General features: G+C 60.1%; 15 protein-coding genes. 5 read left to right on the top strand and 10 right to left on the bottom strand.

Annotated features, from left to right (window positions below; translation table 11 throughout):
* Positions 1 to 22: 22 nt before the first annotated feature.
* The 8 genes from FS804_RS09735 to pcaD form a co-directional block, all read right to left on the bottom strand.
* On the bottom strand, positions 23 to 862 hold the full coding sequence (locus FS804_RS09735; protein ID WP_063946986.1) for a transporter substrate-binding domain-containing protein: 840 nt from the start codon (positions 860 to 862) through the stop codon (positions 23 to 25).
* A gap of 43 nt (positions 863 to 905) precedes the next feature.
* Positions 906 to 1556, bottom strand: coding sequence for an amino acid ABC transporter permease (locus FS804_RS09730; protein ID WP_063946987.1), 651 nt, complete (start codon positions 1554 to 1556; stop codon positions 906 to 908).
* Positions 1557 to 1566: 10 nt separating this feature from the next.
* Positions 1567 to 2235: an amino acid ABC transporter permease gene (locus tag FS804_RS09725; protein WP_144576432.1), complete on the bottom strand. Its 669-nt coding sequence runs from the start codon at positions 2233 to 2235 to the stop codon at positions 1567 to 1569.
* Positions 2236 to 2592: 357 nt separating this feature from the next.
* A complete protein-coding gene (locus FS804_RS09720; protein ID WP_144576431.1) occupies positions 2593 to 3660 on the bottom strand; it encodes a 3-carboxy-cis,cis-muconate cycloisomerase in 1068 nt (355 codons plus the stop codon).
* Positions 3661 to 3728: 68 nt separating this feature from the next.
* Positions 3729 to 4349 carry a protocatechuate 3,4-dioxygenase subunit alpha gene (pcaG, locus tag FS804_RS09715; protein WP_144576430.1) on the bottom strand — a complete coding sequence of 207 codons (621 nt, stop codon included), beginning with the start codon at positions 4347 to 4349 and terminating at the stop codon, positions 3729 to 3731.
* A 2-nt stretch (positions 4350 to 4351) separates the two neighbouring features.
* Positions 4352 to 5092 (bottom strand): protocatechuate 3,4-dioxygenase subunit beta, encoded by a 741-nt coding sequence (gene pcaH / locus FS804_RS09710; protein WP_144576429.1) that lies wholly within the window; start codon positions 5090 to 5092, stop codon positions 4352 to 4354.
* Positions 5089 to 5523 (bottom strand): 4-carboxymuconolactone decarboxylase, encoded by a 435-nt coding sequence (pcaC, locus tag FS804_RS09705; protein ID WP_063946992.1) that lies wholly within the window; start codon positions 5521 to 5523, stop codon positions 5089 to 5091. Before pcaC ends, pcaH begins: the two co-directional genes overlap by 4 nt.
* A gap of 3 nt (positions 5524 to 5526) precedes the next feature.
* Positions 5527 to 6324: a 3-oxoadipate enol-lactonase gene (gene pcaD / locus FS804_RS09700; RefSeq protein ID WP_144576428.1), complete on the bottom strand. Its 798-nt coding sequence runs from the start codon at positions 6322 to 6324 to the stop codon at positions 5527 to 5529.
* A 94-nt stretch (positions 6325 to 6418) separates the two neighbouring features.
* On the opposite strand from pcaD, the gene pcaQ reads away from it, so the two are divergent.
* Positions 6419 to 7354 (top strand): pca operon transcription factor PcaQ, encoded by a 936-nt coding sequence (gene pcaQ / locus FS804_RS09695; protein WP_144576427.1) that lies wholly within the window; start codon positions 6419 to 6421, stop codon positions 7352 to 7354.
* Between the two features lie 71 nt (positions 7355 to 7425).
* Here the strand turns inward: pcaQ and pobA are convergent, their stop codons facing one another.
* On the bottom strand, positions 7426 to 8598 hold the full coding sequence (gene pobA / locus FS804_RS09690; RefSeq protein WP_144576426.1) for a 4-hydroxybenzoate 3-monooxygenase: 1173 nt from the start codon (positions 8596 to 8598) through the stop codon (positions 7426 to 7428).
* A 119-nt stretch (positions 8599 to 8717) separates the two neighbouring features.
* Here pobA and FS804_RS09685 point away from each other — a divergent pair, with 119 nt between their 5' ends.
* On the top strand, positions 8718 to 9641 hold the full coding sequence (locus FS804_RS09685) for a helix-turn-helix domain-containing protein (RefSeq protein ID WP_144576425.1): 924 nt from the start codon (positions 8718 to 8720) through the stop codon (positions 9639 to 9641).
* On the opposite strand, the gene FS804_RS09680 is transcribed toward FS804_RS09685, so the two are convergent.
* Complete coding sequence (locus FS804_RS09680; protein ID WP_144576424.1) at positions 9611 to 10372, bottom strand: IclR family transcriptional regulator; 762 nt, start codon at positions 10370 to 10372, stop codon at positions 9611 to 9613. The two genes, FS804_RS09685 and FS804_RS09680, sit on opposite strands and share 31 nt — an antisense overlap.
* Before the next feature lie 136 nt (positions 10373 to 10508).
* Here FS804_RS09680 and FS804_RS09675 point away from each other — a divergent pair, with 136 nt between their 5' ends.
* Genes FS804_RS09675 through pcaF form a run of 3 tightly spaced genes read left to right on the top strand, consistent with a single transcriptional unit; the run spans position 10509 to position 13124 of the window.
* Positions 10509 to 11216 (top strand): 3-oxoacid CoA-transferase subunit A, encoded by a 708-nt coding sequence (locus FS804_RS09675; RefSeq protein WP_144576423.1) that lies wholly within the window; start codon positions 10509 to 10511, stop codon positions 11214 to 11216.
* On the top strand, positions 11213 to 11908 hold the full coding sequence (locus FS804_RS09670; RefSeq protein ID WP_144576422.1) for a CoA transferase subunit B: 696 nt from the start codon (positions 11213 to 11215) through the stop codon (positions 11906 to 11908). Before FS804_RS09675 ends, FS804_RS09670 begins: the two co-directional genes overlap by 4 nt.
* Positions 11909 to 11918: 10 nt before the next feature.
* On the top strand, positions 11919 to 13124 hold the full coding sequence (pcaF, locus tag FS804_RS09665) for a 3-oxoadipyl-CoA thiolase (RefSeq protein WP_144576421.1): 1206 nt from the start codon (positions 11919 to 11921) through the stop codon (positions 13122 to 13124).
* The last annotated feature ends 85 nt before the right edge of the window (positions 13125 to 13209 follow it).

Raw genomic sequence — 13209 nt, 5'->3', positions numbered from 1 at the left:
ATCTTTCAGCCGCGGTGAAGCGTCACTTCACGGTAAACGGGATATCCGGCAGGCTTTCGGGGAATGCAGGCACTTCGCGCTTCATCCACTTGTCGTAGATCTTGGCGAGCTGGCCATCCGACTTGATCTTGTCGAGGAAGGCGTTGATGGTTTCATTCCAGTCCTTTTCACCCGGGCGGGTGCCGGCGCCATTGTAAAGCGTCGTCAGGTCGAACTTCGATTCGTATTTTCCATCAGCAGCCTTGTTCAGGCGGTCACCGTAGAACTGGTTGCCGCCGACGACTTCAACCTGGCCGGAAATCAGCGCCTGGATGTTTGCGGCGTCGTCGTCAAAACGCAGAATGTTGGCCTTGGAGCCTGCACCGGCGGTGATAGCCGTGTCCATGGCGCTCGACTTCGGAACGCCGACGGCAACGCCGGTCAGATCGTCGTAACCAGCAATCTTCTTGTCTTTGGGACCATAAACGGAGAGTACGTTACCGGCATAGGGCTTGGAATACTGGATGGTCTTGGCGCGTTCTGCGGTCATGCCCATGGTTGCGAAGAGGACATCGACCTTGCCGGTCAGTAGTGCCGGAATGCGGTTGGCGACAGCGAGCGGTACGAACTCAACCTTCACGCCAAGATAGTCGGCGAAAGCCTTGCCGATATCAGCATCGAGACCGTCCTGAACGCCGCTGGAATTGACGAAGCCCCACGGCGAATTGTCGCCCTGAATGCCGATGACGACCTTGCCTTTGGCCTTGGCCTCTTCCACGGTGCCGGCAAAGGCATCGACCGGCGCTACAAAGGGCAGGGCGACCGTTGCCGCGGCGAGTGCGAGCATCGCACGACGTGAGAATTTCATAGTGGTGGTTTTCATCTTTTGCTCCTCCTTACAAAGCTGATGAGATGATTTTTGATGATTAGCGGGACGCGGCCTGCAGCCGCTTTTCAACGCCAGCGCCCCACAGGGAAAGCGGCCAGCAGATCAGGAAATAGATGATGCCGACGATGGCAAAGACGGTGAGGGGGCGGAACGTCTGGTTGGAGACGATCTGGCCCGCGCGCGAGAGCTCGACGAAGCCGACAATCGCGGCAAGCGAAGTGCCCTTGATGAGCTGCACCAGGAAACCAATGGTGGCCGGCAGTGAAATCTTAAAGGCCTGCGGCAGCACCACGTCTTTCATTCGAGACACATAATGTAGGCCGAGCGCGTTGGCCGCCTCCGTTTGACCCTTTGGAACCGCCTGGATGCCGCCGCGCCAGATTTCACCCAGAAACGCGCTTGCATGAAGGGTGAAGGCGATGGCGACCGCGATCCACGCATCCACATTGAGGCCGGCAAGCGCCACGCCGTAATAGACGACGAAAAGCTGCATCAGGAGCGGCGTGCCCTGGAACACGGCAATGAATGCGGCACTCGCCCGCTGGACTGCCGGCCTGTCGGCCACACGGGCAAGCGCCACGCAAAGACCGAAGATGCCGCCGCCGATGAAGCCGATGATGGTCAGTGCGAGGGTCCATTTCAGACCCTGCATGAGGAAGAAGAGTTCGTTGGGGCCGATGGATGCCATGGTCTTCTCCTCACTTGACCGGATAGCTGAAGGACGTGCGCGAGATGAGCGCGAAAATGCCCATCATCAGCGAGGAAATGATCAGATAAAGCAGTGTGATCGAGAAATAGACTTCAAAGGAACGGAACGTATCGGCCTCGATTTTCTGAGCGACCGAGGTCAGTTCATAGGCAGCAATCGAGGTGCAGACCGACGTGGTCAGCGTCAGCATGATGAACTGGCTTGTGAGCGAGGGATACACGGCCCGGAGAGCCGGTTTCAGGATGATATGGCGGAAGATCTGCGCGCGATGAAGACCCAGCGCAAGGCCTGCCTCCACCTGACCCTTTGGAATGGAATCGACGCCCCCTCGAATGATTTCAATCGCATAGGCACCGCCGTTCAGAGCAAGCGCAATAATCGCCGTGGCGGTCGGGTTAAGTTTGACACCGATCTGCGGCAGGGCGAAGAAGATGAAGAAAATCTGCACCAGAAACGGCGTGTTGCGGATGACTTCGACAAAACCGATGACGAGCCCGCGCAGCAGCTTAAAGCGAGAACGGCGGGCGACGACGCCCAGAACGCCAATGACGGTAGCAAGCGACATGCCGGCAATCGCCAGGCCGATTGTCGCGAGACAGGCCAAAAGCAGCTCGGGCAGACGCTCGATGACCGCCGAAAAATCGAGACTGTAAGACATTCTTCCTCCAACCCATCCGGGCTCGGACAGGTCATTTTCCTGTCCGTACTGCTTCGACGACGTTTTCGCGTCGAAGGCCTCCACCCGGTTCTGCTCATCCCGGAACTCTCATTCCTCGTCCGGGTATGGGCTTGTTAATAATGTTTGTACCAGTTAGTTCATTTTGGTGTCAAGTCGTAGTTGCGATGAAAAGAGCAGTCCTGAAACTGTTTTTCAAATATTGTTGATCGGCAAATAAGTCGTTTATTATCAATAACTAAAGTGGCGCATTTGCACTTGGTCGCTACCGCGAGTCCGGCCTGCGATAGAGCAGCACTCCACCGTCCAAACTTCACCTCAAAGCGTACGCTTAAGCAGTTACGGCGAGCCTTTGCTCGTCCCCAGCCGGTCTATCTGCGCCGCCAGACGATCGGCTATCAACAGCGAAGCGCCGGTTGCCGTCACCATCTGCGGAAGCGATAGCCATTCCAGCATCCAGCCGGCGCCGGAGCGTTCCTGTTCATGCACGAGCGACTGGTGCAGTGCGGAGATTTGCACGGCGTTGAAGCGGGCGAGCGCCACAAGCGTTTCGGCGTTGACGGGGTTTTGCTTGTGCGGCATGGCGGAAGAACCGCCGCCGCCGGAGAGACGGATCTCTGTGCCGAGTTCGGCCATCAGCGCGATATCCTGCCCGAACTTGCCGAGTGAGCCTGTCACGAGCGAAAGAATATTGCCGAATTCGGCGATGCCGTCGCGCTGGCTCTGCCATTGTTGTCTGTCGGCAAGGCCCAGTCGTTTTGCAAGATCGGCGCGCACCGCTGCGGCATTGTCGCCGAGCTTTTCGAGCGTGCCGGCGGCGCCGCCGAATTGCAGGGCAAAACCGCTCTGCGCGAAGGTTTCGAGCCTGAGCAGGTGGCGCTCAAGCGGCGCGATCCAGCTTGCCGCGCGCTCGGCCACCGTGATGCCGATGGCGGCCTGCATGCGGGTATAACCCGTCAAGGGGTTGTGGCCATCGCGGGAGGCCAGGTCGCCCAGGGTGTCAATGTGGTGGCCAAGTCGGGCGGCGATGATTTCGACCGCAGCCTTCAGCCGGAGCATCAGGCTGGTGTCGATGACATCCTGGCTGGTTGCGCCGAAATGCACCTTGTCCGCCGCCTTGCCGGCGACGGCTGCCCGCATCTGCCGCACAAGTTCAGGCACCACCACGCCGTCTTTCGCGACGCCATGACGAAGGGCGGTCATATCGGCGGCGAAGTCCGAAAGCCCCGAGACGATAGCCTCCGCCACATCCTCGGAGATGATGGCAGTATCCGCTTGCGCCTGCGACAGAGCCGTCTCGAAACGGACCATGGCGTCGATATCAGCCCTTGCCGAGAACAGTTCGACGATTTCGCTATCGCCGAAAAGGCCTGACAGGAACGGATGCTCGAAGGGGGAAAGGCTCATCGTCCGGCTCGCTTCCTTTTGCGCATATCGTTGTCGCAAAACCGCTGCACACTTGTGCGCGATATGCGTCAGATATCGAAAAACACGGTTTCGCCTTCGCCCTGAAGGCGGATATCGAAACGATAGACGTTGCCTTCCTCTTTTTTGGCGACAAGCGTGGCGACGCGGCTTTTCTGCTCGATGCGGGCGAGAACGGGATCGGCGGCATTCGCCTCCTGTTCTTCCGGGAAATACATGCGGGTCTGCAGGCCGATATTGATGCCGCGTGCAACGATCCAGAAGGTGATGTGCGGCGCCATCGGCCGGCCATCGCGAAACGGCACGGAGCCGGGTTTGATGGTCTCGAACACGAATTCGCCGGTATCCATGTCTCCGGGCGAGCGGCCCCAACCGATGAAATTCGGGTCGGCCTTGCCGCGCGTTTCGCTAGGGCTGTTGTAATAACCGTCGGTATCAGCCTGCCAGATTTCGATCAGCGCATCCTTCAATGCCATTCCGGCGCCATCATAAACCGTCCCGCGCACACTGATGCGTTCGCCCCGGGCTTTGTCGGTATAAAGCGGACCGGAACCGAGATCCTTTTCGAACACGCCTTCGATGCCGACGAAATTGGGTGTGCAGCCGATATGCACATAGGGGCCCGCCGTCTGCGAGGCGGTTTCCTGGAAATAGTTGAGCGGCTGAACCATGGTTAGTTGCCCTCCATGCGGTTTTCGAACAGGGTGGAGCGGCGGCCGCGCAGCACGATATCGAACTTGTAAGCCAACATGTCCATCGGCAGCGTCGCATTCATGTCCAGCGGCGCGATCAGCCGCTTGATGGCATCTTTATCCGGGATGGTCTTGACGATCGGACATTTCCAGATCAGCGGATCGCCTTCAAAATACATCTGGGTAATCAGCCGCTGGGCGAAACCATGGCCGAAGACCGAGAAATGGATGTGGGCCGGCCGCCAGTCATTGACGCCGTTTGGCCAGGGATATGCGCCCGGCTGGATGGTCTTGAACCAGTAATAACCGTTCTCATCCGTGATGGTGCGGCCGACGCCGCCGAAATTCGGATCGATGGCGGCGAGATAGCTTTCCTTTTTGTGGCGGTAACGGCCGCCGGCATTGGCCTGCCAGAATTCCACCAGCGCGCCATCGACACCGCGGCCACGCTCGTCCAGCACCCGGCCGTGCACGAGAATACGCGGACCGACCGGCATCTCGCCGGGGCGGGCATAGTTGAGGATGAGGTCGTTATCCAGCGGGTTCAGCATGCCATGGCCGAAGACCGGTCCGGTGATCTCGCTTTTGGTGCCCTCAAGCGAAATCAGTGCCCGCTGCGGCGAGCGCAGGATCGAGGTCTTGTAGCCGGGCGCATAGGCCAGCGGGTGAATCTCGCGGTTGCGTGCGAAGAACGGTCCCGTTTCGGGCGGATGGTTGCTCATTTCGTCTCCTCCTCATCGCGGTAATTCTCAGGGGAACTATCAGCTTTCATACCCGCCAGAGCAAGCTTGGCAATCTTGAAAGCATGGTTGGCAGCGGGTACGCCGGCATAGATCGCCACATGCATCAGCGCCTCGCGAATATCCGCTTCCGTGGCGCCGGTATTGACGGTGGCGCGCACATGCATGGCAAGTTCCTCATCCTGCCCCAGTGCCGCCAGCAGGGCGATGGTGACGATCGAGCGCTCACGCTTCGTGAAATGGGTGCCGGACCAGACCGTGCCCCATGCCCCTTCGGTGATGAGCTGCTGGAACGGCTGGTCGAAAGCCGTCGTCAAGGTCTGCGCGCGGTCGACATGGGCGTCACCCAGCACCGAGCGGCGGGTTTTCATGCCCTGTTCGAAACGTTCGTTCTTGTTGATATGGTCCGCCATCGGTCAGTGCTCCGGCAAGGTCTTCAGAAAAATGCTAACTGCCTGCGTGTAGGCGAGCGGCTGTTCAAGGCAGGGGATGTGGCCGCAGCCGGCAACGGTGTGGAAGCGGCTCGCGGGGATGAGCGCCGCCAGCGATTGCACCAGTTCCGGCGGGGTCGAGCCGTCCTGATCGCCTGCAACACAAAGCGTCGGCACGGCGATGCGGCCTACCTCTTCGGTGAAATCCGCGTCACGAATGGCGGCACAGGTGCCGCTGTAACCGGCCTCGGGCTGCTGGGAAAGCATGTTGCGGGCACCGGCATAGGCGGCATTGTCCTTACGGCGGAAGGCGGGCGTGAACCAGCGCTCCATGACGGGATCCACCAGCGAGGCAAGGCCATCGGCGGCAATCTTGTCGATACGGGCATTCCACATTTCGGCTGTGCCGATCTTATGCGCGGTATTGCTGAGCACCAATGCGCGTACGAGATCGGGCCGGCGCGCATAAAGGCCCTGCGCAATCAGCCCTCCGACAGACAGACCCCAGATGACCGCGTTTTTGGCGCCAAGATGATCGAGAAGCGCAATCAGGTCGCGTGTATGATCGTCGATGGAATAGGGAGCACGACCGACGTCGGAAAGCCCGTGGCCGCGCTTGTCGTGCAGGACGTAAGCATAGTCGTCACCCAGCACCTCGATGACCGCATCCCAGATGCGGAAATCCGTCCCGAGCGAGTTGATGAAGGCGATGACTGGTTTGCCGCTGTCCAATCCCTTGACGCGATAATGGATCACAGTCTCGCCGCAGCGCAGAAAATGCATGGCATGCTCCTCCTGCGAAGGATATTGCAAGCCCGTTCCGGTTAAGTAAAATGACATTATCGATGAAAATCATAACCTAGGGATTATACGATCGATGGTCGATCAGCGTATCAAGTTCCGGCACCTGCAGACTTTCGTGGAGGTTGCGCGACAAAAAAGCGTCATCCGCGCCGCAGAAATCCTGCATGTCAGCCAGCCGGCGGTGACGAAGACCATTCGCGAGCTCGAAGAGATTCTCGGCGTTTCGCTGTTCGACCGGGAAGGGCGCGGCATTCGCATCAGCCGCTATGGCGAGGTTTTCCTGCGTCATGCCGGGGCGACGATGACGGCTCTGCGCCAGGCGGTCGATTCGGTTTCGCAGGAGGCGGCGCGCGCCGGTCCTCCGGTACGGGTGGGTGCTCTGCCGACGGTTTCGGTCCGCATCATGCCAAAGGCAATGGCGGGGTTCCTGGCGGAAAAGACCGGCAGCCCGGTGAAGATCGTGACGGGCGAAAACGCCGTTTTGCTGGAGCAGCTTCGCGTCGGCGATCTCGATCTCGTCGTCGGCCGTCTGGCCGCACCGCAGAAGATGGCGGGCTTTTCCTTTGAACACCTCTATTCGGAAAAGGTGCGCTTCGTGGTGCGGGCCGGCCACCCGCTGCTGTCGCCCGGTGTTTCGGTGTTCGATCACCTGCATAAATATCCGGTGCTGATGCCGACGCGGCAGTCCGTCATCGGCCCCGTCGTCGAGCAGTTCCTGATCGCCAACGGCGTTCCGGCACTGCCGATCCGCATCGAGACCGTGTCGGACGCCTTCGGCCGCGCCTTTCTGCGCGCCAGCGACGCGATCTGGATCATCTCGGAGGGCGTGGTGGCGGCGGATGTGGCGGATGGCATCCTCGAAATTCTGCCGGTTGAAACCGGCGATACCAGCGGCCCGGTGGGGCTGACTGTGAGGGCCGATACGCAGCCCTCGCTGCCGCTCTCGCTTCTGATGCAGGCCATTCGCGAGGCGGCGGGCGAGTTGCGTGATGGGAGGACTGAAGGGTGAACACACGCGCGACGTCATCTTCGGCCTTTACAACAGGTTCGAGGACGAGGTCGACGCAAGTGGCGCGGTCCTTAATAGGGAAGCCCCACATAATTCTCCGCAAGTGCCGTCGATGCCGCGCGCGATTGGACAAGATAATCCAGTTCCGCCTCCTGGATGCGCTGGCCGAAATCCCCCGTCTCGGGGAAGCGATGCATCATCGTCGTCATCCACCACGAGAAGCGTACGGCCTTCCAGACGCGGGACAATGCCTTTTGCGAATAGTTATCGATGCCTGCTTCTGATTTCTCACGGTAGAACTCAATCAGCGCTTCGCTCAGATAATGCACGTCGCTGGCGGCCAGGTTCAGCCCCTTGGCGCCCGTCGGCGGTACGATATGGGCCGCGTCGCCAGCAAGAAACAGCCGTCCAAACCGCATCGGCTCGCTGACGAAGGATCGGAGCGGCGCGATCGATTTTTCGAAAGATGGGCCGGTCACCATGACATCTGCATGGTTTTCCGGCAGGCGACGGCGGATTTCATCCCAGTAGCGCTCGTCACTCCAGTGTTCCGGCCGGTCCTCCAGCGAACATTGAATGTAATACCGGCTGCGCGTGTGCGAGCGCATGGAGCAGAGCGCAAAACCGCGCGGATGGTTGGCATAGATGAGTTCGTGGTTGACTGGCGGCACTTCGGCCAGAATGCCGAGCCAGCCGAAGGGGTAGACCTTCTCGAATTCCTTGATGGCACCTTCAGGCACCGATTTGCGGCTCACACCGTGGAAACCGTCGCAGCCGGCGATGAAATCGCAATCGATCCGGTGGTTTACGCCGTCTTTTTGATAGGTGACATAGGGGTTTCCACCATCGAAATCATGCGGTTCGACAATGGCGGCATCATAGATTGTGCGAAGACCGGCATCTTCACGCACGTCCATCAGATCGTGGGTGACTTCCGTCTGCCCGTAAACCATCACCTGGCTGCCGCCAGTAAGATCAAAAAGATCAATGCGATGATCGCGGCCATCGAAAGTCAGGGAGAAACCGTCATGTGGGAGCCCCTCACGGCGCAGACGTTGATCCGCCCCCACCTTTTCCATCAGATGAACCGTGCCCTGCTCGAGAACACCCGCGCGGACGCGACCGAGAATATAGTCTTTGCTGACGCGGTCGAGAATGACGGTCTCGATGCCCGCTCGGGCCAGAAGCTGGCCAAGCAGCAGCCCTGACGGGCCGGACCCGATGATAACCACCTGTGTGCGCATGAATTCCTCCCGAATTTGTCTCCTGTCAAGAAGCTGACCAATCGGCGCGGAAAGCTCAATGGACTTTCCCATCGCCAAATTGCATAATCCGACCATCATGCTGGAGGGGGTGGAAAGCGATGCAGATGGCTCCGAATGACGGGCTATATGGTGAGGATGCAAAACAACGCCCAGATTTCAGGTTTCATTGCGAGACGCTATTTTCCAGAAGCAGTCTGCACCGCTTCGAGATCAGCCTGCACCGGCATTCCTCCTTTCAGCAAATCTTGTACATTTGGGGCGGTGAGGGGGATGCGCTCCTCGACGGTCGCACCGAACCTATTCGCCCGCCCGTCGCGATCATCGTTCCACCGGGCTTCGAGCATGGGTTTCGCTTTTCCCGCGATATCGGCGGTGTAATCGTCACCATGCTTCCGGGCGCCTTGCCGGTATCGGCGCAGGCGCTTCTGTTGCGTAATTTCCAGCAGCCGATGCTTCTGCTTCTTCACGAATTTGCTGACGGAGAAGATCTTCGCCTTGGTTTCGAGCGGATTGCCAGCGAATATGAGAGCCGCGAGATCGGTCGCGATGCGCTGATCGAGGGGCAGCTTACAACGGTTGTTGCGCTGCTGGCGCGAGCGGCGCGACCGCTGCTGGAGGCTGGCGGCGAAGGCCTTGCGGAGCAACGTTTCGAGCGATTGCTGGCGCTGATCGCCCGTCATGTTCGCGAACCACGAAAAGCGGAGTTTTATGCAAAGACACTCGGAGTTTCAGAAACCCATCTCAATAGGCTCGTGCGAACGGTATCCGGGCTCAGCCTGCAACGATTGATCGCCAGACGGCAGCTCGAAATCGCCCAGCAGGAACTGATCTTCACCGTCGCGAGCGTGCAGATGATCGCGCAGGGTCTCGGTTTTGCCGATCCCGCCTATTTCAACCGGTTCTTCAAGCGGGAGACAGGCATGACCCCGCGCGCCTGGCGACTTGCCGAACAGCACAGAATGGGCGATACCGCCGCGCGAAAGAAAGAGTTTCAGACTAGCATTCTCGCCAGTTCCCGCTGAACCGAAAGAAGTGCGGGAAGATAACGCTCCACCAGATCCTCCATGGATGCGACCGAGGCAGCGAGCCCGACATTCAGCGCAGCGACCGTCTGGCCGCGCACGCTTTTCAGCGGCACGGCGATGGAGCGAAGGCCGATTTCGACTTCCTGATCGATCAGCGCGTAACCGCGATGACCGGTCACCTCGATTTCGCCGAGCAAAGCGTCCGTGTCGATGATCGTTTTTTCCGTGCGGGCGACCAGCCGGGAGGCTTCAAGAATGTCGCGCCGCCGCTCTGGCGTTTGCGCCGAGAGAAGAACGCGGCCCATCGAGGTGCAATAGGCAGGCAGGCGCGACCCCGGCATCAATGCAATTGACATGACCCGCTGCTGGGCGGCGCGGGCGACATAAACAATTTCGGTCTCGTCCAGGATAGAAACGGACGTGCTTTGGCCGATCTCCTCCGAGAGGCGGTCGATGAGCGGCTGGACGATCTTCGGCAGCGGCATCGTGGCGAGGCAGCCGGTGCCGAGCCGCAGTACCTTCGGCGTCACGGTGAAAAACTTGCCGTCATAGGCGGCATAGCCAAGCTCCGAAAGCGTGAGCAGACAGCGGCGTGTGGTGGCGCGGTCCAGCCCGGCGATCTCGGCGGCATCGGAGATAGACAGGCGCGGCCGCTCGGCGCTGAAAGCCTCGATCACCCGCAATCCCTTGGCGAGACCGCCCATCATGTCTCTTTCGCTGACGGCCATGTCGAGGCTCCATTTGTGCGATATACGAACAAAAATCATATAACGCACAAAATCCTTGCCGTCGAGGCAATTTCGGCTTTACCTCATGGCCAAGCAGCCTTGCGGGTTCAATCCGTCCGGCTGGATGGAGGTTTTAATGGACAAGACAATCAAAAGCGCGGAAGAGGCGCTTTCCGGCATCGGTGACGGTGCGACGATCATGATCGGCGGTTTCGGCGGCTCCGGCGCGCCGATCGAACTGATCCATGCGCTGATCGACAAGGGCCCGAAGAACCTGACGGTCATCAACAACAATGCCGGCAACGGCCGCATCGGCATCGCCGCAATGATCGACGCCGGCATGGTCAAAAAGATGATCTGCTCCTTCCCGCGCTCTTCCGATCCGCGCGCCTTTACAGACAGATATTTGGCCGGCGAAATCGAGCTGGAATTGGTGCCGCAGGGCACGCTTGCCGAGCGCATCCGCGCCGGCGGTGCCGGCATTCCGGCCTTCTACACCCCCACCGGCTTCGGCACGGAACTGGCTGAAGGCAAGGTCATCGCGGAATTCGACGGCCGCTCCTATGTGCAGGAACGCTGGCTGAAAGCCGATTTCGCCATCGTCAAGGCCGAGCTTGGCGATACCTATGGCAACCTCACCTACAACAAGGCAGGCCGCAATTTTAACCCGCTGATGTGCATGGCCGCGAAAACCACCATCGCGCAGGTCTCGAAGATCGTGGCCGCCGGGGAGATCGATCCGGAGCATGTCGTGACGCCGGGTATTTTCGTGAACGGCGTCGTGGAAATTCCCGACCCGCAACAGGAAGAAGTCCTCATTCGCGCGGGAGTAGCCTACGCATGACCCAGACCCTCGACACCCGCGAAGACATCAAGCTTTCCAACGCCCAGATCGCCTGGCGCGCGGCGCAGGACATCGAGGATGGCGCTTACGTCAACCTCGGTATCGGCTTTCCGGAAATGGTGGCGCGCTACCAGCCTCCCGGCCGTCAGGCGATCTTCCATACCGAAAACGGTATCCTGAATTTCGGCGAAGCGCCGCCGGAAGGCGAAGAGGACTGGAACCTCATCAATGCCGGCAAGAAAGCCGTGACGCTGAAGCCGGGTGCGGCCTTCTTCCATCATGCGGACAGCTTCGCCATGGTGCGCGGCGGACATCTGGATGTGGCGATCCTCGGGGCCTATCAGGTGGCCCAGAATGGCGATCTAGCCAATTGGCGCGTCGGTTCCAAGGGTGTGCCGGCCGTCGGTGGGGCCATGGATCTGGTGCATGGCGCCAAGCAGGTCTTCGTTATCACCGAACATGTGACCAAGAATGGTGAGCCGAAACTGGTGGAGAAATGCGCCTTCCCGCTGACCGGCGTCGGCTGCATCACCCGCATCTATACCAGCCATGCAGTGATTGACGTGGTCGATGGCCGTTTCGTGCTGCGTGAAAAGCTGGCCGCGATGACCTTCGAAGAATTGCAGGCCATGACCGGCGCGCCGCTTCATGTGGATGGCTCGGTTGCCGATCTCGTTGCACCGGAACTTTGAGGAAACACCGATGACCGAAGCCTATATCTGCGATTATATCCGCACGCCCATCGGCCGTTTCGGCGGTGCGCTTTCCTCCGTCCGTGCCGACGATCTCGGCGCGGTGCCGCTGAAGGCGCTGATGGAACGCAATCCTTCCATCGACTGGGAAGCCGTCGAGGATGTGATCTTCGGCTGCGCCAATCAGGCAGGCGAGGATAATCGTAACGTCGCGCGCATGTCGCTGCTGCTTGCCGGCCTGCCGGTTTCCGTGACGGGAACGACGATCAACCGGCTGTGCGGCTCAGGCATGGATGCGGTTATTGCAGCCGCCCGCGCCGTCAAATCGGGCGAGGCTGAACTGATGATCGCCGGCGGCGTCGAAAGCATGAGCCGCGCGCCCTTCGTTATGCCCAAGGCGGAAAGCGCCTTTTCCCGTAACGCCGAAATCTACGACACCACTATTGGCTGGCGTTTCGTCAATCCGCTGATGAAGGCGCAATATGGCGTCGATTCCATGCCGGAAACCGGCGACAATGTCGCCGTCGATTATCAGGTTTCGCGCGAAGATCAGGACGCCTTTGCCGTGCGCAGTCAGCAGAAGGCGGCCGATGCCCAGGCCAATGGCCGTCTCGACAGGGAGATCGTCTCGGTCACGATCCCGCAGCGCAAGGGCGATGCGGTGGTGGTATCGAAGGACGAACATCCGCGGGCCACAAGCCTCGAAGCGCTGGCGAAGCTGATGCCGGTGAACAAGCGCGATGGCGCGACGGTAACGGCGGGCAATGCGTCTGGCGTCAATGATGGCGCGGCCTCGCTTATCGTCGCTTCAGCAGAAGCAGCGAAGAAATATGGTCTCACCCCCATCGCCCGTATCCTCGGCGGTGCCACCGCCGGCGTGCCGCCACGCGTGATGGGCATCGGCCCGGCCCCGGCCTCCGCTAGGCTTTTGGCACGGCTCGGGCTGAAGCAGGAGCAGCTCGATGTGATCGAGTTGAACGAGGCTTTCGCCAGCCAGGGCCTTGCGACGCTGAGGCAGCTCGGCATTGCGGATGACGACGCGCGGGTGAATGCCAATGGCGGCGCCATCGCGCTCGGCCATCCGCTCGGCATGTCCGGTGCGCGCATTGCCGGCACGGCGGCGTTTGAACTTTCGCTGACCGGCAAACGTCTTGCGCTCGCCACCATGTGCATCGGCGTCGGGCAGGGTATTGCCGTGGCGCTGGAACGGGTCTGATCCTCGTTCAGTCTGGGCGATCATGCCGGTCGTTATACGCTCGCGCTGTTGGCGCGGGCGTTTGCATGTGTGGACGCTAGACTGG

Origin of the sequence: Agrobacterium sp. DE0009, assembly GCF_007680755.1 — a bacterium.
Taxonomy (GTDB): domain Bacteria; phylum Pseudomonadota; class Alphaproteobacteria; order Rhizobiales; family Rhizobiaceae; genus Agrobacterium; species Agrobacterium tumefaciens_B.
This window is presented reverse-complemented; position numbering and strand designations above follow the sequence as displayed.

Excerpts from the sequence above, each read along its gene's own strand:
- FS804_RS09735 (WP_063946986.1), bottom strand. The coding sequence starts at position 862 with ATGAAAACCACCACTATGAAATTCTCACGTCGTGCGATGCTCGCACTC.
- FS804_RS09730 (WP_063946987.1), bottom strand. The coding sequence starts at position 1,556 with ATGGCATCCATCGGCCCCAACGAACTCTTCTTCCTCATGCAGGGTCTG.
- FS804_RS09725 (WP_144576432.1), bottom strand. The coding sequence starts at position 2,235 with ATGTCTTACAGTCTCGATTTTTCGGCGGTCATCGAGCGTCTGCCCGAG.
- FS804_RS09720 (WP_144576431.1), bottom strand. The coding sequence starts at position 3,660 with ATGAGCCTTTCCCCCTTCGAGCATCCGTTCCTGTCAGGCCTTTTCGGC.
- pcaG (WP_144576430.1), bottom strand. The coding sequence starts at position 4,349 with ATGGTTCAGCCGCTCAACTATTTCCAGGAAACCGCCTCGCAGACGGCG.
- pcaH (WP_144576429.1), bottom strand. The coding sequence starts at position 5,092 with ATGAGCAACCATCCGCCCGAAACGGGACCGTTCTTCGCACGCAACCGC.
- pcaC (WP_063946992.1), bottom strand. The coding sequence starts at position 5,523 with ATGGCGGACCATATCAACAAGAACGAACGTTTCGAACAGGGCATGAAA.
- pcaD (WP_144576428.1), bottom strand. The coding sequence starts at position 6,324 with ATGCATTTTCTGCGCTGCGGCGAGACTGTGATCCATTATCGCGTCAAG.
- pcaQ (WP_144576427.1), top strand. The coding sequence starts at position 6,419 with ATGGTCGATCAGCGTATCAAGTTCCGGCACCTGCAGACTTTCGTGGAG.
- pobA (WP_144576426.1), bottom strand. The coding sequence starts at position 8,598 with ATGCGCACACAGGTGGTTATCATCGGGTCCGGCCCGTCAGGGCTGCTG.
- FS804_RS09685 (WP_144576425.1), top strand. The coding sequence starts at position 8,718 with ATGCAGATGGCTCCGAATGACGGGCTATATGGTGAGGATGCAAAACAA.
- FS804_RS09680 (WP_144576424.1), bottom strand. The coding sequence starts at position 10,372 with ATGGCCGTCAGCGAAAGAGACATGATGGGCGGTCTCGCCAAGGGATTG.
- FS804_RS09675 (WP_144576423.1), top strand. The coding sequence starts at position 10,509 with ATGGACAAGACAATCAAAAGCGCGGAAGAGGCGCTTTCCGGCATCGGT.
- FS804_RS09670 (WP_144576422.1), top strand. The coding sequence starts at position 11,213 with ATGACCCAGACCCTCGACACCCGCGAAGACATCAAGCTTTCCAACGCC.
- pcaF (WP_144576421.1), top strand. The coding sequence starts at position 11,919 with ATGACCGAAGCCTATATCTGCGATTATATCCGCACGCCCATCGGCCGT.